The organism is Actinosynnema sp. NPDC091369, from assembly GCF_044757065.1.
In the GTDB taxonomy this organism is placed as follows: Bacteria; Actinomycetota; Actinomycetes; order Mycobacteriales; family Pseudonocardiaceae; genus Actinosynnema.
In genome coordinates this window covers 328130-346748 of record NZ_JBIVUG010000001.1, presented here as the reverse complement: position 1 = coordinate 346748, position 18619 = coordinate 328130, and the positions used below count along the sequence as shown (strand labels likewise).

Below are 18619 nucleotides of genomic sequence, written 5' to 3'. Positions count from 1 at the left end.
GAGGCGACGAGAAGGGGTGGTGCTGGTCGTGGAGCTGGCCGAGTCGCTGCTGGCGTGGCTGCACGGCTGGACCGGTGTGCCCCTCTGCCCCGGTGACTGGGCCTGGACCGTCACCGCGTTCGGCGCCCTGATCGGCGTGCTGCCGACGGTCGCCGCCCTGCTGTCGATCACCGTCCGCCGCGTCGTCGGCAACTCCTACGGCCCGGTCACCGGCGCGCTCTTCGCCGTGCTGGGCGTGGTCAGCACGCTGGTCCTGCCGTGGATGGCGTTCTCGGCGACGTTCAAGCTGCTGCGCACCCGCGCGCTGCCGGGCACGGAGACGCTGGACTCGGCGCCGTGCATGGCGTTCAGCCAGTACGACTACCTGGTCGGCACGGGTTCGTTCGTCACCGCGATCACCGGCCGCGCCGGGGTCGAGGAGGTGATCGCGGCCGGTGCCACCGGGCTGCTCGCGCTGCTGTGCCTGCTGTTCGTGATGCTCCAGGCGGGCTCGGCGTTCCGGCTCGGCCCGAACTGGCCGCGGCGGCTGTTCTGGCCGCCGTTCCTGGTCCTGCTGCTGTCGACGTCCGCGCTGCCGGTCGCGCTGGTGGGCCACCTGCTGCTCGGGTTCTTCCCGATCGCGGTGCTGGGCTCCCTCGTCGTGCGGGTTTTCGGGTTGACTACCGCCATGCTGAACCGCCCCGGTCGCGATCGCGGGAACCCGAGCCCGCAACCCGCGGTGTCCAGGACACCGCCGCCGCAGCCCCAGCAACCCTCGGGCCGCCCCTCGCAGGGCCACTCCGCGCAGGCCCATTCCGGGCCAGGTCACTCGTCGCAGGGCCACTCCTCGCAGGGCCACTCCTCGCAGGGCCACCCGCAGCACAGCCAGCCGCAGCAGCCGCCGCCGTACCAGGTGGAGAAGCCGCCGCCCTACCAGCCGGCCCAGATCCCGCCGTACCAGCCGATCCCGCCCTACCGGCCGACCCCGCCGCCGCGGCACTACCCGCCGACGCGGATCGCCGACGTGCCCGTGGAGCCGCCGAGGCCCACCCGGGTGGAGCAGCCCGCCAAGCTGGCCGACACGCCCGGCCCGCTGCCGTTCGGTCCCGGCAGCGGCGCGAGCAGCGTGCCGACGCCCACGCCCGACTCCGGCAAGGTGTGGAACCCGGCCGGTGGCCGGTTCCGGCGGATCCGCCAGCTCGGCCGCGGCGGGTTCGGCACCGTGTGGCTGGCCGTGGACGAGCAGCTGGCCCGCACGGTCGCGGTGAAGCTCGCGCACGCGCCCGACAACGACACCGAGCAGCGCATGTTGCGTGAGGCGCGCGCTCTGGCCGCCGTGCGGCACCCGAACTGCGTGCGCGTGTTCGACATCGTGCAGGACCCGGACGGCCTGGCCATCGTCATGGAGTACATCGACGGGCAGCCGCTGTCGGACGTGGTGCTCAAGAGCGGCCTGCTCGCCGACACGCTCGCCGCCCGGCTCTGGGTGAACATGGCCGACGCGCTGGCCGCCGCGCACGAGCAGGGCGTGCTGCACCGGGACGTGAAGCCGTCCAACGTCATCGTCGACACCCACGGCACCGCGCACCTGATCGACTTCGGCATCGCCCGGTCCAAGGGCGACAGCACGCTCACCGCCACCGGGATGATGGTCGGCACGCCCGACTTCCTCGCCCCGGAGACCGCCCGCGGCGAGGCGGCGAGCCCCGCGTCGGACGCCTGGCAGCTGGCCGCGACGGTCAGCTACGCGCTCACCGGCCACCCGCCGCGCGGGTCGCGGGAGAACCCGATCTCGTCGCTGATGGCCGCCGCGCAGGGCGAGCCGTGCGTGAAGCTGCCCCAGCACAGCGCCCACGCCCGGCTGCTCACCGACGCGCTGGACGCCGACCCGGCCAAGCGCCCGTCGTTGACCGCCATCCGCACCGAGCTGAGCACGTGGTTGTCGCAGGCCGGGTTGAGCAAGGAGGGCCCGGTCACGAAGATGATCGACCGGCCGGAGCCGCCGACCCGTCCCGTGCGCTGACCAGGGCGCTGTCCAGGGCGCTGTCCAGGGCGCTGTCCAGGGCGGAGGAGCTTGACGGCGGCGGCCGGCCCCGCCGCCGTCACCGCCGTCGACGGGACGCGATCGGGACGCTCGACGCCGGCAGCGCCGGCGCCCCGGGCCCGAGCGCCGCGCCGACGTGCCTCGCGGTGAGCCTCAGGCCAGCAACGGGAGCTTGCGGGTCAACCGGGTGACCTCGGCCCGCGGTCCGTAGAGGGCGACGGCGACGAACTCCGGGTCTTCGACCACGGCGAGCGCTTCCAGGTACTCCGGGTACGCGCGCGACCGGCGGGCCACCTCGGTGAAGCCGACCTTCAGCACGCCCTCGGCCCGGTGCAGGGCCTTGAGGTGCTCGGCCGACGTCGTCAGCACCGGCACCGGGTGGGTGTTGAGGCCGAGGTGGACGGTGCCGTCGGCGTCCTTCGCGTCCTCCCCGAGCAGGTCGGGCAGGCGGGCGCCGAGGCTCAGGCCGAGCACGGCGGCGGCGTTGGCGGCGAGGTTGGACGGCAGGTCGTCACGCAGGACCAGGGCGAGTTTCGTGGGCAGCACTTCACGTCCGTTCGTTCGGTGGGTTGCGCTCAGAATCGCCCACCTGGACGACCGGTTCCAGAGCCACCGAACTTCATTCGCCCCGGCCTGCCATGATCGGGACGTGGACGAACTTGATTCGGCGATCACCAGGAACCTGCAGCTGGATGCGCGGCTGACCAACCGCGAACTGGCCAGGCGGCTGGGCATCGCCCCGTCGACGTGCCTGGAACGCGTGCGCGCGCTGCGCGAACGAGGCGTGATCAAGGGCTACCACGCCGACGTGGACCTGAGCGCGCTCAACCGCCCCGTCCAAGCCTTCGTCGCCGCCCGCCTGCGCCCGATGAGCCGCCCCGTGATCGACAACTTCAAGGCCGCCATCGGCGCCCTGCCCGAGGTCACCGCGATGTACGTCGTGGCGGGCGACGACGACTTCCTCATCCACCTCGCCGTGCCCGACCTGGAACACCTGCACGCGTTCCTCATCGACCGCCTGAGCGAGCGCCGCGAGGTCATCAGCTTCCGCAGCTCGGTGATCTACGAGAGCATCCGCAACCCCGTGCTCACCGAGCTGCCGGGCTGACCGGCCCCCACGACGTCAGTTCCAGGACGGCAGCCACTTCTGCGCGTCCCAGATCTCCGGGGTGATCGGTATGCCGTTGAGGATCGGCCACAGCCACACGAAGTTGGCCACGACCAGGCCCACGTACAGGGCCACGGCGAGCAGGCCGGTGCCGCGGCGCTCCTTGCCGTCGGTCCGCTTGCCGAGCACCTCGCCCAGCGCCAGCGCGATGCCCAGCACCAGGAACGGCGCCATCGGCATCGCGTAGAAGTAGTACATCTGCCGGTCCACGTTGATGAACCACGGCAGGAAGCCCGCGCCGTACCCGACCAGCACGGCCGCGTAGCGCCAGTCCAGCTTGGCGATGGCCTGCCACATCGCCCACGCCAACATCGGGAACGCGAGCCACCACATGGCGGGCGTCCCGATCAGCATGATCGCGCCCACGCAGGTCGGCCCGCCGCAGCCCTGCACGGCGCCCTCGAAGTAGTACAGCATCGGCCGCAGCCCCATCGGCCACGTCCACGGCTTCGACTCCCACGGGTGGCGGTTGGTCTCCGACGTCACCAGCTTGGTGTGGAACTCCAGCACGTTGCCGCTGTAGTACCACAGCGCCCGCAGCGGGGCCGGGATCCAGCCCTCCTCGGGGATCTTCGTGCCCGCGATGTGCCGGTCGATGGCCGTCTCCGACCCGAACCACGCCCACCACGTCGCCAGGTACGCCAGCAGCGGCACCACCAGCAGCGCGAACAACGACGGCAGCAGGTCCTTGGCGAACGAACCCAGCCACGGCCGCTCCACGCCCGCCGCACGCCGTGCCAGCGCGCTCCACACCACCGACAGCACGCCGAAGAACGCGATGTACCACACGCCGGACCACTTCACGCCGCACGCGAGGCCCAGCGCGATCCCGCCCGCGAACCGCCACCAGCGGAAACCCAGCCACGGCCCGTACGGCGAGTTCGTCACCCAGCCCTCGCGCGTGGCCTCCGCCAACCGCGACCGCACCTGGTCGCGGTCCACCACCAGGCACGCGAACGCCACCACCACGAAGAACGTCAGGAACGCGTCCAGCATCCCCATCCGCGACTGCACGTGGCTCAGGCCGTCCGCGATCAGCAGCACGCCCGCGATGGCGCCGATCAGGTCCGACCGCGTCATCCGCCGGGCGATCCGCACCACCAGCAGGATCGTCAACGTGCCCACGGCCGCCGACGCGAACCGCCAGCCGACGCCGTCGTAGCCGAACAGCCACTCGCCGATCGCGATGAGCTGCTTGCCCAGCGGCGGGTGGACGATCAGCTCGTACCCGGGGTTGTCCTCGTACCCGCCGTTGCGCAGCACCTGCGCGCCCTGCGGCACGTAGTGCTTCTCGTCGAAGATCGGCGTGCCCTTGTCGGTCGGGAACCCGAGGTTCCAGAACCGCACCACGCCGCCGATCAGCGCCACGGACAGCGTGACGAGCCAGCCTCTCAGGGCGGTGCTCATCGGGCCGGGTTCGAGCAGGCGTGCCCGCTGTTCGCGGTCGTTGCCCGGTGGCGGGCTCGTCGGCGGGACCCCGCCTGCGTCAACCACGTCGTCTGCGGACTGCGGTGCGATCAGGCTCACGGGCCCGATCGTAGGGTGAGAGGCGTGAGACCTGTATCTGGATCAGGCCGTTTGGTGCTGGCGGCTACTCCGCTCGGCGACGTCCGGGACGCTTCACCGCGCCTGGTCGAGGCACTGGGCACGGCCGACGTGATCGCGGCCGAGGACACCAGACGGCTCCGCTCGCTCGCTTCGGCCCTGGGCGTGACCCCTTCGGGGCGGGTGGTGAGCTTCTACGACCAGGTCGAGACGGCCCGCCTGCCCGGCCTGCTGGAGGCGCTGCGGGACGGCCGGACCGTGCTGCTGGTGACCGACGCCGGCATGCCGAGCGTGTCCGACCCCGGCTACCGCCTGGTGGACGCGTGCGTGGCGGAGGACATCCGGGTGACGTGCCTGCCCGGCCCGTCCGCCGTGACGACCGCGCTGGCCGTCTCGGGCCTGCCCTCGGACCGCTTCTGCTTCGACGGCTTCCCGCCGCGCAAGCAGGGCGAACGCCGCCGGTGGTTCGCCGCGCTGGTCCAGGAGCCCCGGACCTGCGTCTTCTTCGAATCACCCCACCGGCTGGCCGACACCCTGGCCGACGCCGCCCACGTCCTGGGCCCGGACCGCCGCGCCGCGGTGTGCCGCGAGCTGACCAAGACCTACGAGGAGGTCAGGCGGGGTGGCCTGGGCGAGCTCGCGGAGTGGGCCGCCGAGGGCGTGCGCGGCGAGGTCACGGTCGTCCTGGCCCCCGCCGACGCCCGCGAGGCCCCGCCGATGGAGGCGCTGGTCGCCGAGGTGCGGCAGCGCGTGGCCGACGGGGAGCGGCTGAAGACGGCGGCGGCGGAGGTCGCCGAGGCGGCGGGCGTGGGCAAGAAGGCCCTGTACGACGCCGTGATCAGCCAGGGCTGACGCGGGCGGCGGGCCACCGTCAGCCGACCGGGTGACCTGCCGCGCCCGGTCCCCCGTGGACTGCCCAACCCGCGGAAACCCGCTGGAAGGACCTCCGTAGGCTTGGCCCATGAGTGCCTCCGTGCTGACCGCGGTGGCGTGGCCCTACGCCAACGGCCCCCGCCACATCGGTCACGTCTCCGGTTTCGGTGTCCCCTCCGACGTGTTCTCCCGCTACATGCGCATGTCGGGCAACCGGGTGCTGATGGTCTCCGGCTCGGACGAGCACGGCACGCCCATCTCGGTCCAGGCCGAGAAGGAGGGCATGACCACCCGCGAGCTCGTGGACAAGTACCACCGCGTCATCGCGGGCGACCTGCACGGCCTGGGCCTGTCCTACGACCTGTTCACCCGCACGACGACCGGCAACCACTACAAGGTGGTGCAGGAGCTGTTCCTCGCCCTCTGGCGCAACGGCTACGTCGTCCCCAAGACCGAGATGGGCGCGATCAGCCCCTCCACCGGCCGCACCCTGCCCGACCGCTACATCGAGGGCACCTGCCCGATCTGCGGCTACGACGGCGCCCGCGGCGACCAGTGCGACAACTGCGGCAACCAGCTCGACCCCGTCGACCTGAAGAACCCGCGCTCGCGCATCAACGGCGAGACCCCGAAGTTCGTGGAGACCGAGCACCTGTTCCTCGACCTCCCGCAGTTCATCGACGCCCTCGGCGGCTGGCTCCAGACCCGCACCGAGTGGCGGCCGAACGTGCTCAAGTTCAGCCAGAACCTCATCGACGACCTGCGACCGCGCGCCATCACCCGCGACCTGGACTGGGGCATCCCGATCCCGCTCGACGGCTGGCGCGAGCAGCCGATGAAGCGCTTCTACGTGTGGTTCGACGCGGTGATCGGCTACCTCAGCGCGTCCGTCGAGTGGGCCCGCCGCAGCGGCGACGACGACGCCTGGAAGGAGTTCTGGACCGGCGACGCCCAGGGCTACTACTTCATGGGCAAGGACAACATCGTCTTCCACTCGCTGATCTGGCCGTCCCTGCTGCTCGGGCAGAACGGCCAGGGCGCGAAGGGCGGGCAGCCGGGCGCGTTCGGCACGCTGAACCTGCCCACCGAGGTGGTCAGCTCCGAGTTCCTGACCATGAGCGGCTCGAAGTTCTCCACCTCCCGCGGCACGGTCATCTACGTCACCGACTTCCTGAAGGAGTTCGGGCCGGACGCGCTGCGCTACTTCATCTCCGTCGCCGGACCCGAGAACCAGGACACCGACTTCACCTGGGAGGAGTTCGTCCGCCGGACGAATTTCGAGCTGGCCAACGAGTGGGGCAACCTGGTCAACCGGTCGATCTCGATGGCGCACAAGAACGTGGGCGCCGTGCCGAAGCCGACCAGCCCCACCCAGGCCGACCACGAGCTGCTGGAGCTGTCCCGCAAGGCGTTCGACGTGGTCGGCGGGCACCTGCGCCGCTCCCGGTTCAAGCAGGCGTCCGGCGAGGCCATGAAGGTGGTCGGCGCGGCCAACCGCTACCTGTCCGACCAGGAGCCGTGGAAGCTCAAGGACGACCCGGAGCGCCGCGACACCGTGCTGCACACCGCGTTGCAGGTCGTGCAGGACGCCAACACCCTGCTGACGCCGTTCCTGCCGCACTCGGCGCAGAAGGTGCACGAGGCGCTGGGCGGCACGGGCGTGTGGGCGGCCCAGCCGCGGCTGACCGACGTCGCCGACCTGGACGTGCCCGACCGCGAGTACCCGGTGCTGACCGGCGACTACGCGGGCGAGCAGGCGACGTGGGCGTCCACCCCGATCGAGGTGGGCCGGCCGTTGGCCAAGCCCGCGCCGCTGTTCGCGAAGCTCGACCCCGAACTGGGCGAGACCGGCCCCGAGTGGGCCCCGATCGTCAAGTGACGAAGCGACGGGGCGAACGGCCACCGGTCCCGGAGGCGCTGCCGGCGCCGGTGGTCGACGCCCACACCCACCTGGACGCGTGCGGCGCGAAGACGCCCGACGAGGTCCGCGAGGTCGTCGACCGGGCCGTCCAGGCGGGCGTGGACCGCGTGATCACCGTCGCCGACGACCTCGACGCCGCGCGGTGGGCCGCCGAAGCGGCCACGTGGGACGACCGGGTGTTCGCCGCGGTCGCCCTGCACCCGACGCGAACGACGACGTTCGGCGAGGTCGAGCAGGCCGAGCTGGAACGGCTGGCCGTCCAGCCGAGGGTCGTGGCGATCGGCGAGACCGGTCTGGACTACTACTGGGACTACGCGCCGAAAGCCGCGCAGCACGAGGCGTTCCGGTGGCACGTCGACCTGGCCAAGCGGGTCGGCAAGCCGCTGATGATCCACGACCGGGACGCGCACGACGACATCCTGGCGGTGCTCGACGCCGAGGGCGCGCCGGAGGCGGTGGTCTTCCACTGCTTCTCCGGCGACCTCGCTTTCGCGCGCGCGTGCGTGGAGCGGGGGTTCGTGCTGTCCTTCGCGGGCACCACGACGTTCCGCAACGCCCACGCGTTGCGGGAAGCCGCGCGGTGGGTGCCGGAGGACCACGTGCTGGTGGAGACCGACGCGCCGTTCCTCACGCCCCACCCGTACCGGGGTCGCCCGAACGAGCCTTATTGCGCCAACTACACCCTCCGTGACATGGCGACGCTGCGTGAGACCGACCTCGGTGAGCTGGCCACGAAGATCACCCGAAACGCCGAACGCGTCTTCGGTCTTCGTGACGCGGCGAAGTCGTAATCCTCCTTACGACGAATGGCGGACACACTTGCTCCCCTAACGGAGTGACTGAACTCACAAGGATTGCGGGGGTGTTGGCACAACCACCGCGCACCCGTTACGGTCCCGTGACCGTGCCCCGAGTTGTGGTTTCGGGGCGCACCCGCAGTCGGGGCGGGTCACGTTGACACCAGAAGCGCGAAGCCGAACACGCACAGGAGTTGCCGGAGATCACTAGCTGACCACCGACATCGAACGTGCGCGCAGCCGGACTACGCGCCTTCAGGAGGTATGGCACCCCGTGAACTCGTTCAACGAGGACACCGACTGGTTTACGCCCGTGCAGACACCGATGACCGGTGTCGACGTCCTGGACAGACCCGGGCCGCCGTCCGAGTGGGACACCGCGGTGTTCACGATCACCCCGGACGACGTGCTGGAAGTGCTGGGGCCGGACGCCGACGCGCTGCTGGAGAGCGCGAACGTCGACGTCGACGAGCTGATCCGGCTGATCAACGCCGAGACCACGCTCCTGCCCCCGATCATCATCCCCGACGAGGTCTCCCAGGACCGGGTCGCGGGCAGCCCGGCCGCCGAGCAGCCGAGCGCCCCGCCCGCCGCACTGGTCGAAGCCGCGGGGAAGTGGAAGCGGCGCTTCCTGAAGGCCGCGGTCGCCACCGTGCTGGTGACCATCTCCGGCGGTGGCGCCACCGCGATCGCGATGGACAAGTCCGTCACGGTCGACGTCGACGGCGAGGCCAAGACCGTCCGCACCTACGAGTCCACCGTCGGCGAGATCCTGGCCGACGAGGGCATCACGATCGGCGAGCACGACGCGCTCAGCCCGTCCCCCCAGGCGAAGGTCGGTGACGGCGGCAAGATCTCGCTGGACCGCGGCCGGCTGGTGAAGGCGACGGTCGACGGCGAGCAGCGCGAGGGCTGGGTCCGCTCGGTCACCGTGGACGAGGCGCTGGAGCAGCTCCAGGTCGAGGACGAGGGCGCGTGGCTCTCGCACGACCGCGGCATGGACGTCCCCCTCGACGGCCTCTCCCTCGAGGTCAAGAGCCTCAAGACCATCACCCTCTACGACGGCGGCAACGCGCCCCGGCAGGTCCGGACGACCGCCGTGACCGTCGAAGAGCTGATGAAGAGCGAGAACCTCACGCTCGGTCCCGAGGACAGGCTCGAAACGGCGATGGACCTGCGCGTCACCAACGGCGCCGAGGTCCACATCACGCGCACCGGCGTGTCGGTGATCAACGCGACGGAGGCCATCCAGCCGCCCGTCGAGGAGGTCAAGGACGACACGATGATGAAGGGCCAGAAAGAGGTCCTGGAGCCGGGCGAGGCCGGCGAGCAGATCGTCACCTACCGCGTCACGGTGAAGAACGGGGCCGAGGTCGGCCGCGAGAAGCTGGGCGCGAAGGTCACCAAGGAGCCGAAGCCGAAGAAGGTCAAGATCGGCACCAAGCTCCCGCCCGACGGCGAGGTCTGGGACCGGCTGGCGCAGTGCGAGGCGACCGGCAACTGGGCCATCAACACCGGCAACGGCTACTACGGCGGCCTGCAGTTCAACAAGGGCACGTGGGACGCCTACGGCGGCTCCCAGTACGCCGCGTACCCGCACCAGGCGACCCGCGAGCAGCAGATCGCCGTGGCGACCAAGCTCCGCGACGCCCGCGGCGGCTACTCGGCGTGGCCCCACTGCCAGCAGAAGCTGGGGCTGCCGTAACAATGTGCTGGTGACTGAGGACTCGACGTCGGCCGGTTCGGGGAGCCACCTCCTCGGACCGGCCGACGTGCGTCGGCTGGCCGCCGAGCTGGACATCCGCCCCACCAAGAAGCTGGGGCAGAACTTCGTGCACGACCCGAACACGGTGCGGCGCATCGTGGCGGCGGCCGGGTTGCGCCCGGACGACGTCGTGCTGGAGGTCGGTCCCGGGCTGGGCTCGCTCACGTTGGCGCTGCTGCCCTCCTGTCGCGCGCTGGTGGCCGTGGAGATCGACGGCGTGCTGGCCGACCGCCTGCCCGCCACGGTGGCCGAGCGCGCCCCCGACCTCGCGGACCGGCTGACGGTCGTGCACGAGGACGCGATGCGCGTCACACCGTCCCAGTTGCCGCTGGAGCCCACGGCATTGGTGGCGAACCTGCCGTACAACGTGGCCGTGCCCGTGGTGCTGCACCTGCTGGCCGTGCTGCCGTCGCTGCGCACGGGCCTGGTGATGGTGCAGTCGGAGGTGGCCGACCGGATGGCCGCCGGTCCCGGCAGCAAGGTCTACGGCGTGCCCAGCGTGAAGCTCGCCTGGTACGCCGACGCCCGGCGGGCCGGTCCCGTGCCGCGCTCGGTGTTCTGGCCGGTGCCCAACGTGGACTCCGCGCTGGTCGCGTTCGAGCGGCACGAGCCGTTGTCCTCTGTGGACCCCAAGGCGCTGTTCTCGTTGGTGGACGCCGCTTTCGCGCAGCGCCGCAAGATGCTGCGCGGCGCGCTGTCCGGCTGGGCCGGTTCGGCGGCGGAGGCGCAGCGGCTGCTCGTGGCAGCGGGCGTCGACCCGGCGGTGCGCGGCGAACAACTGGCCGTCAGTGACTTCATCCGGATAGCCGAGGCCGCGTCCGCTCGGTAGTCGATGATCTTTCGGCCGAAAGTGTGATTTGCCGGACGATCCTGTTTCAGGCTTGCGTCAGCCCGGCTCGGTCGGGTGTACTCGTGGTGCCATCCCGAGCGGCCGAGAGACCTGGCTCTACGACGCCGCAGCAACCACCCCTCCATGGGGGCAGGTGCTTCAGCCAGGATCGATGGAGGATCACGTGCCCAGGATGCGAATGCTCACCCGCCGGCGGGTCGTCGACCACGGCCGCCGGACTTCGTCAGCGTGTCGCAGCTTCCGCTGAAGCCCTAGGCGCCTTCGAATCCTCGCGTCCTGCGTTCAGGACACCTTCTGAGCTGAGCCGTCGGTCACGCACGCCATGAGCGTGCGCTGCCGCATGCTGTCGTGGAGCGAAACGTGATCACTGTCGAGAACCTCACCAAGACCTTCCCCGGGAGTACCGGGCAGGTTCGCGCGCTGGACGGCGTGAACCTGGACGTCGCCGCGGGCACCGTGCTCGGCGTCGTCGGCCCCAGCGGGGCGGGCAAGTCCACCCTGGCCCGGTGCGTCGCGCTCCTGGAGCGCCCCGACAGCGGTGCGATCCGCGTCGACGGCACCGACCTCGTCTCCCTCGACGGCACCGCGCTGCGCGCCGCCCGCCGGCAGATCGGCGTTGTGCCGCAAGGGGACTCCCTGCTGCGCCAGCGCACCGCCGCGGGCAACGTCGCGCTGCCGCTGGAGGCCGCGGGCGTGGCCGGGCCGCAGCGCCGCACCCGCGTCGCCGAACTGCTCGACCTCGTCGGCCTGACCGACAAGGCCGGCTCCTACCCCGACCAGCTCTCCGGCGGCCAGCGCCAGCGGATCGCGGTCGCGCGGGCGCTCGCCGCGTCGCCGTCCGTGCTGCTGGCCGACGAGCCGACGTCCGCGCTCGACCCCGACACGACCGGCTCGGTGCTCACCGTGCTGGACCGGGCGCGCGCCGAGCTCGGCGTGACGGTGCTCGTGGTCACGCACGACATGGGCGTGGTCCGCAAGATCTGCGACGACGTCGCGGTGCTGGAGGACGGCCGGGTCGTGGAGCACGGCAAGGTGCTCGACCTGGTGTCCGACGCCGCCAGCCGCACGGCCGCGTCGCTGCTGCCCGCCGTGGACCAGAACCCGGCGGCGGAGTCCTCGTTCGACCGGGTCGCGGACGTCGTGCTGATCGGCTTCGCGGCCGTCGGCGCGCTGCTGCCCGAGGCCACCAGCCGGTTCGGCGTCGAGCTGAACCTGCTCGGCGGCGGCCTGACCCGGCTCGGCGAGACCCCGGTGGCGCGGTTCCGCGTCGGCCTCAAGGGCGAGCGCGCCGACTCGGCGCTGGAGTGGATCTCGGAAGCGGGCGGCTCGGTGCGACGGACCCTGTCGGGTCCGCAGGGAGTAGCTGCGTGAGGTCTGCAACACCCTGGTCCACCGTGTTCGACGACCTGCTGGTCGCCACCGGCGAAACGTTGTACATGGTGGTCGTCTCCACCCTGATCGCCGTTCTGCTCGGAGCACCCGTCGGCATCTGGCTTCAGCTCACCGCACCCGGTGGGCTGAAGCCCCGGCCGGTGCTGCACAAGGTGCTCGGGTTCGTCGTGGACCTGGGCCGCTCCATGCCGTTCCTGGTCCTGCTGGTGGTGCTCACCTCGCTGACCAGGCTGCTGCTCGGCAGCACCATCGGACCCACGGCGGCCATCGTGCCGCTGGCCGTCGGCGCGATCCCGTTCGTCGGCAGGCTGGTCCAGAACGTGCTGGCCGAGGTGCACGTGTCGGTGGTCGAGGCCGCCGTCACCACCGGGTCGTCCACGCTGCGGATCGTGCGCAGCGTGCTGCTCCGCGAGTCGATGCCCGCGCTGGTCAACGCCGTCGGCGTGACCGCGATCGCGCTGCTCGGCTACTCGGCCATGGCCGGGGTGGTCGGTGGCGGCGGCCTCGGCGACCTCGCCGTGCGCATGGGCTACCAGCGGTTCAACGACCGCTACCTGTGGAGCACGGTCGTCGTGCTGGCGGTCATCGCCACCGCGATCCAGTTCGTCACCAACCGCGTGGCCCGCGGCGTCGACCGGCGCCGCACCGCGTCCGTCTGATCGTCTTCGCCTCACTAAGGAATGACATGCGTATTCGTGCTGCCCTGCTGGCCGTGCTGCTGACCGCAGTGGGCTGCGGTAGTGGCGACACCGGCGCCGCGTCCGACCCGAACGCGCCGCTCAAGGTGGGCGTCAGCCCCGTACCGCACGCCCAGGTGCTGCGGTACGTGGCGGACAACCTGGCCGCGTCGAAGGGCCTGAAGGTCGAGGTCGTGGAGTTCACCGACTACGTGCAGCCGAACGAGGCGCTGGTGGACGGGTCGCTGGACGCGAACTACTTCCAGACCGTGCCGTACCTGGACACGTTCAAGGCGGAGAGCGGCGCGACGCTGGAGTGGATCGGGCCGGTGCACCTCGAGCCGCTGGGCGTGTACTCGAAGAAGCACAAGACGCTGGCCGACCTGCCGTCCGGCGCGCGGGTGGCGGTGGCGAACGACGCCACCAACGAGGCGCGCGGGCTCAAGCTGCTCCAGGACAACGGGCTGATCAAGCTGGCGCCGGGCGCGGAGAAGACGGCGACCGTGCGGGACATCGCGGAGAACCCGCGGGGGTTGGAGTTCGTGGAGCTGGAGGCCGCTCAGCTGCCCCGGTCGTTGGACGACACGGACGCGTCGGTGGTGAACGGCAACTACGCCATCGACGCGGGCCTGAACCCGGCGTCCGACGCGCTGGCGCTGGAGAAGGCCGAGGGGAACCCGAACGCGAACGGGCTGGTCACGCGGGCCGAGCTGAAGGACGACCAGCGGATCAAGGACCTGCTGGCCCTGCTCCAGTCGCCCGAGGTCAAGGACTACATCAAGCAGACCTTCTCGGGCTCCGTCCTCCCCGTCTGACCGACGCGTCCCACGTCCCCAACCGCGTGAGTCGAACCTTCAGGCCCCGAGAGTCGAACGCTCAGGCCCCGTGAGTCCTACGTTCGGGTCGCGAGAGTCGAACGCTCAGGTCGCGAGAGTCCTACGTTCAGGACCCCTGAGTTCAACGTTCAGGTGGGTGGGAGCAAAGCTCAAGAGCAAAAGCTCGAGAGCAAAAGAGTCCCGCCGGACGGGCAGATCAGCAGGATGACCCACTGCGATGCGGGAAGTTCCGTACCAGCGGTGGTCGGGTTCCGTGTCATCCCGCCGACCTCCACAAGGGCAACCACACGTGTCAAGGGGGGCGGCCATCAGTGAAGGCCGCGGGTATCGCTTGACCAGCCCCCCTTGACACGCGCGGTGGGGCTGCGCCAGGTCGGCGGGATGACACGAAGCCCTTGCTTTGGGGAAGGGCGGCGGGTGTGGGGCGGGGTGTGTTCCGTCGCAGGTCAGGGGGTGGTGGGAGCGGGGGACCCGGAAACGCCCGTACGCTGCATGGCGTGCTCGCTGTCGTCCCGCCCCCGGTCACCGTCCGCGTCCCGGCCAAGGTCAACCTGCACCTGGCCGTTGGCGATCTTCGCGCGGACGGGTACCACGACCTGGTGACGATCTTCCAAGCCTTGTCGTTGACCGACGAGGTGACGGTCGCCATCGCCGAGGACCCCGGCGTCGAGGTGCACGGCGAAGGTGCCGACTCGGTGCCCACCGGGGCGTCCAACCTGGCCTGGCGGGCGGTGCGGGTGTTGGCGGAGCACGTCGGGCGGGATCCGGAGGACCCGAAGGTCCGCGTGGTCATCCGCAAGTCCATCCCGGTGGCGGGGGGCATGGCGGGCGGCAGCGCGGACGCGGCGGCGACGTTGGTCGGGCTGGCGTCGCTGTGGCGGTTGGAGATCAGCCGGGACGAGCTGGCCGGCCTCGCGGGCAAGATCGGGGCGGACGTCCCGTTCGCCATCTACGGCGGCACGGCGCTCGGCACCGACCGGGGTGACCGGATCGTGCCCGTGCTGGCCCGCCACACGTTCCACTGGGTGCTCGCGTTCGACCGGCGCGGTCTGTCCACGCCCGAGGTGTTCGACGAGCTGGACCGGTTGCGCGCCGAAGGTGACCCGCCCCGGGTCGGTGAGGCGGAAGCGGTGCTCGAAGGGCTGGCCTCCGGTGACCCCCGGCAGTTGGCGTTGCTCCTGGGCAACGACCTGCAGGCGGCGGCCGTGTCGCTGCGGCCCAACCTGCGCCGGACGCTGCGCGCGGGCGTGAACGCGGGCGCGTTGGCCGGCATGGTGTCCGGGTCCGGGCCGACCTGCGCGTTCCTCTGCACGGACGGTGACTCGGCGGTGCGGGTGGCGGCGGAGCTGGCGGGTGCCGGTGTCTGCCGGACCGTGCGGGTGGCGCAGGGGCCGGTGCACGGGGCGCGCGTCGTCGGCACCGATGAGGCACCGCGGCCGATTCCGCCTGAAGTGCACGCCTGACCTGGGCGGGGTCTCGTCACCGGAGCGGTGGCTAGGCTGGCGCACTGCGTTGTCACCCGATCTCGATGAAGGTGCTGGTACATGGCCAACTTGGTCAACTTGGAGAACGTCTCCAAGTCGTTCGGCGTGCGTCCGCTGCTCGACGGGGTGTCCCTCGGCGTCGGCGAGGGCGACCGCATCGGGGTCGTCGGCCTCAACGGCGGCGGCAAGACGACGTTGCTGGAAGTGCTGGCCGGGATCGCCGAGCCGGACGACGGGCGCGTCAGCCAGAACCGCGGTCTGCGCATGGCCGTGGTCACGCAGCGCACCGAGCTGCCGGAGGGGTCGACGGTCCGCAACGCGGTGATCGACCCGCTGGGCTTCGAGTCGGAGCACGAGTGGGCCGCCGACGCGCGGGTCCGGTCGATCCTGGACGGGCTCGGCATCACCGGGTTCGGGCTGGACTCGCCGGTCGGCACGATGTCCGGTGGCGAGCGGCGGCGGGTGGCGCTGGCGGCGGCGCTCGTGCAGGACCTCGACCTCGTCGTGCTGGACGAGCCGACCAACCACCTGGACGTCGAGGGCGTGCGGTGGTTGGCGGAGCACCTGCTGGCCCGCCGCACGGCACTCGTCGTGGTGACGCACGACCGGTGGTTCCTGGACACGGTGTGCAGCCGCACGTGGGAGGTCGTCGGCGGCCGCGTGGAGCAGTACGAGGGCGGGTACGCGGACTGGATCTTCGCCCGCGCCGAGCGCGCCCGGCTGGCCGACGCGATCGAGGAGAAGCGCCGCAACCTGGCCCGCAAGGAGCTGGCGTGGCTGCGCCGCGGCGCGCCCGCCCGCACGTCCAAGCCCCGCTACCGCATCGACGCCGCCGAGGCGTTGATCTCCGACGTGCCGCCGCCGCGCGACTCGGTGGAGCTGCTGGCGTTCGCCAAGCGCCGGCTCGGGCGCACGGTGCTGGAGCTGGAGGACGCGACGCTGACCGTGCCCGACCGGGTGCTGGTGCGCGACCTGACGTGGCGGATCGGGCCGGGTGACCGGATCGGGATCGTCGGCGTGAACGGGTCGGGCAAGACGACGCTGCTCAAGGCGCTGGCCGGTGAGCGCGAGCTGGAGACCGGCAAGCGCGTCCAGGGGCAGACGGTGAAGCTCGCGCACCTCAGCCAGGAGCTGCACGACCTGGACGGGTCGATGCGGGTGCTGGAGGCCGTGGAGGAGATCGCGCGGCGGGTCGTGCTGGGCAAGCAGGAGATGTCGGCGTCGCAGCTGGCCGAGCGGTTCGGGTTCTCGTCGCAGAAGCAGTGGACGCCGGTCGGCGACCTGTCCGGTGGTGAGCGGCGGCGGTTGCAGCTGTGCCGGTTGTTGATGGCCGAGCCGAACGTGCTGCTGCTGGACGAGCCGACCAACGACCTCGACATCGACACGCTCCAGCAGCTCGAAGACCTGCTGGACTCGTGGGCCGGGACGTTGGTGGTCATCTCGCACGACCGCTACCTGGTGGAACGGGTGTGCGACAAGGTCGTGGCGCTGTTCGGCGACGGCGGGTTGACCGACCTGCCCGGCGGGATCGACGAGTACCTGCGGCGGCGGGACAAGCAGAAGGAAGCCGCGGCCGTGCCGAGCGCGAAGCCCGTGTCCGCGCCGTCGTCGGCGGCCGACCAGCGTGCGGCGCGCAAGGAGCTGGCCCGGCTGGAACGCCGGTTGGAGACGTTGCAGAAGAAGGAAGCCCAGCTGCACTCCGCCCTGGCCGAGGCCGCGACCGACCCGGAGCGCCTGCTGGCCCTGGACGCCGAGCTGAAGGCCGTCCTGGCCGAGGCGGAGGACGTCGAGGCCCAGTGGCTGGCCGCCGCCGAATCCGCCGAAGGCTGACCCGAGAGTCCTACGTTCAGCGGTCGAGAGTCCTACGTTCAGGCACCCCGAGATCAACGCTCACGACGAACGACGTTAGGTCTGAGCGTTGAACTCGGGTGTTCTGGACGTAGGACTCTCGCGTTCTGAACGTAGGACTCTCGCGTGGGGGTCAGCGGCCGCGGCGGCGGAGTTCGGCGGCCAGGAGGGGCATCAGCTCGTCCACGAACGCGCAGTCGTAGCCCTGGCCCGCCATCAGGGAGGTGGCGAACTTGGTCTTGGCCACCTCGGACGAGGAAGCGCCGATCATGCCGTCCAGCGCGATGCCGACCTCCTCCAGCACCCGGTCCACCTGGGACGTCCGGTAGCCGCGCTGCGCGGGCCCCGCCAACGGGATCTTGATCAACCGCAGCTGCTTCCACGACGTCACGGGCGGGAGCGCGCTCGGCGGCAGCGGTCCGTCGCCCAGCTGCTTCTCCACCCGCGCCAGGAACGCGTCCACCTCGGTCTCGTCGTACCCGCGCCGGCCGAACATGGGCCGGCTGAAGCGGACCTCGCGGACCTCGCGGGCGGTCAGGTCGTCCTGCCCGAGCAGCGTGTTCTCGATCCGGTCCAGGAACTTGTCGACCTGCGACTCCTGGTAGCCGCGCCGGCCGCGCGGCGGCTTGCCGAAGGCGGCGGTGCGCACGTCGCGGGCGGTCAGGGGGCGGGTGCCGGGGCCCGGACGCGGGCGGGGAGGAACAGGGGGAACGGGGGCGGCCGGGGGAACGGCGGGGGGAACCGACGGGCGGACGGGCGGTGGGGGCATCCGCTCCAGCGTCACGACGACGAGGTCCAGGAACGTGTCCACGTCGTCCTCGTCGTACCCGACCTGGCCGGGCGGGGCGTAGCGGAACTCGAAGTCCTGCACCTCGCGGGCGGTGAGGTCGTCGCGGCCCGCCAGGGTGTTCTCGATCCGGTCGAGGAACGCGTCGATCTCGCCCTCGTGGTAGCCGCGGTTGCCCGGTCTGGGCTTGTGGAACCGCACCCCGCGCACGTCCTGCGGCGTCAGCCTGGGCGCCGGTCTCATCCCGGTGGACGTGGCGTGCGCGCCCTGCGCGGGAGCGGTGGCCTGGCGCCGCTGGGGCGTGGAGCCGAGCGTCTCGGCCGCCAGGTCCATGAACGCGTCGACCTCGGCCGCGTAGTAGCCGGGCCGCGCGGGTCTGAACCGCACCTCCCGCACGTCCTGCTCGGTCACGTCGTCCCGGCCCAGCAGGGTCGCCTCGATGCGGTCCAGGAAGGCGTCCACCTGACCCTCGTCGTACCCCGGCTGGCCGGGCGGCGGGCGGTGGAAGGCGACCTGCCGCAGATCCTGCGCGCCCAACAGCGGCGCCGGATGGGCCGGCAGGTGCTGACGAGCGTCGAACCCGGCCACCCCGTTACCTCCTTCGTGTGGTGTACCGGGGAGTATCGCCGTACGGTGCGCCCGATGTTTCGCCC

The 18619-nt window shown here is 71.5% G+C and carries 15 protein-coding genes and 1 riboswitch; of the genes, 12 read left to right on the top strand and 3 right to left on the bottom strand.

The genetic code is table 11. The annotated features are described in order from the left end of the window. Positions 1–16 precede the first annotated feature (16 nt). A complete protein-coding gene (locus tag ACIQMJ_RS01655) occupies positions 17–2002 on the top strand; it encodes a serine/threonine-protein kinase (protein WP_499759086.1) in 1986 nt (661 codons plus the stop codon). A gap of 174 nt (positions 2003–2176) precedes the next feature. Here the strand turns inward: ACIQMJ_RS01655 and ACIQMJ_RS01650 are convergent, their stop codons facing one another. Then, entirely contained in the window at positions 2177–2569 is a 393-nt protein-coding gene (locus tag ACIQMJ_RS01650) for a DUF2000 domain-containing protein (protein WP_499759085.1), read from the bottom strand. Between the two features lie 103 nt (positions 2570–2672). Here ACIQMJ_RS01650 and ACIQMJ_RS01645 point away from each other — a divergent pair, with 103 nt between their 5' ends. Beyond that, on the top strand, positions 2673–3131 hold the full coding sequence (locus tag ACIQMJ_RS01645) for an Lrp/AsnC family transcriptional regulator (RefSeq protein WP_499759084.1): 459 nt from the start codon (positions 2673–2675) through the stop codon (positions 3129–3131). A gap of 15 nt (positions 3132–3146) precedes the next feature. On the opposite strand, the gene ACIQMJ_RS01640 is transcribed toward ACIQMJ_RS01645, so the two are convergent. Next, positions 3147–4718, bottom strand: coding sequence for a dolichyl-phosphate-mannose--protein mannosyltransferase (locus ACIQMJ_RS01640; RefSeq protein WP_499759083.1), 1572 nt, complete (start codon positions 4716–4718; stop codon positions 3147–3149). A gap of 24 nt (positions 4719–4742) precedes the next feature. On the opposite strand from ACIQMJ_RS01640, the gene rsmI reads away from it, so the two are divergent. From rsmI to ACIQMJ_RS01590, 10 genes are all read left to right on the top strand, one after another. Further along, positions 4743–5588: a 16S rRNA (cytidine(1402)-2'-O)-methyltransferase gene (gene rsmI, locus ACIQMJ_RS01635; protein WP_499759082.1), complete on the top strand. Its 846-nt coding sequence runs from the start codon at positions 4743–4745 to the stop codon at positions 5586–5588. A gap of 109 nt (positions 5589–5697) precedes the next feature. Then, entirely contained in the window at positions 5698–7488 is a 1791-nt protein-coding gene (metG, locus tag ACIQMJ_RS01630) for a methionine--tRNA ligase (protein WP_499759081.1), read from the top strand. Continuing rightward, entirely contained in the window at positions 7485–8321 is an 837-nt protein-coding gene (locus tag ACIQMJ_RS01625) for a TatD family hydrolase (protein WP_499759080.1), read from the top strand. Before metG ends, ACIQMJ_RS01625 begins: the two co-directional genes overlap by 4 nt. Before the next feature lie 331 nt (positions 8322–8652). Next, complete coding sequence (locus tag ACIQMJ_RS01620) at positions 8653–10032, top strand: resuscitation-promoting factor (RefSeq protein WP_499759079.1); 1380 nt, start codon at positions 8653–8655, stop codon at positions 10030–10032. Positions 10033–10042: 10 nt separating this feature from the next. Then, on the top strand, positions 10043–10921 hold the full coding sequence (rsmA, locus tag ACIQMJ_RS01615; RefSeq protein ID WP_499759078.1) for a 16S rRNA (adenine(1518)-N(6)/adenine(1519)-N(6))-dimethyltransferase RsmA: 879 nt from the start codon (positions 10043–10045) through the stop codon (positions 10919–10921). A gap of 86 nt (positions 10922–11007) precedes the next feature. Beyond that, positions 11008–11100, top strand: a riboswitch (SAM riboswitch). Positions 11101–11302: 202 nt separating this feature from the next. Then, positions 11303–12313: a methionine ABC transporter ATP-binding protein gene (locus ACIQMJ_RS01610; protein WP_387483439.1), complete on the top strand. Its 1011-nt coding sequence runs from the start codon at positions 11303–11305 to the stop codon at positions 12311–12313. Beyond that, positions 12310–12993, top strand: a complete 684-nt coding sequence (locus tag ACIQMJ_RS01605; RefSeq protein ID WP_499759077.1) for a methionine ABC transporter permease — start codon at positions 12310–12312, stop codon at positions 12991–12993. The genes ACIQMJ_RS01610 and ACIQMJ_RS01605 overlap by 4 nt, the downstream gene beginning before the upstream one ends. Before the next feature lie 26 nt (positions 12994–13019). Beyond that, positions 13020–13826 (top strand): MetQ/NlpA family ABC transporter substrate-binding protein, encoded by an 807-nt coding sequence (locus ACIQMJ_RS01600; protein ID WP_499759076.1) that lies wholly within the window; start codon positions 13020–13022, stop codon positions 13824–13826. 518 nt (positions 13827–14344) lie between these two features. Beyond that, positions 14345–15310: a 4-(cytidine 5'-diphospho)-2-C-methyl-D-erythritol kinase gene (locus ACIQMJ_RS01595; RefSeq protein WP_499759075.1), complete on the top strand. Its 966-nt coding sequence runs from the start codon at positions 14345–14347 to the stop codon at positions 15308–15310. 81 nt (positions 15311–15391) lie between these two features. Further along, positions 15392–17161, top strand: coding sequence for an ABC-F family ATP-binding cassette domain-containing protein (locus ACIQMJ_RS01590; protein WP_499759074.1), 1770 nt, complete (start codon positions 15392–15394; stop codon positions 17159–17161). A 151-nt stretch (positions 17162–17312) separates the two neighbouring features. Here the strand turns inward: ACIQMJ_RS01590 and ACIQMJ_RS01585 are convergent, their stop codons facing one another. Beyond that, positions 17313–18554: a DivIVA domain-containing protein gene (locus tag ACIQMJ_RS01585; RefSeq protein ID WP_499759073.1), complete on the bottom strand. Its 1242-nt coding sequence runs from the start codon at positions 18552–18554 to the stop codon at positions 17313–17315. Positions 18555–18619 lie beyond the last annotated feature (65 nt).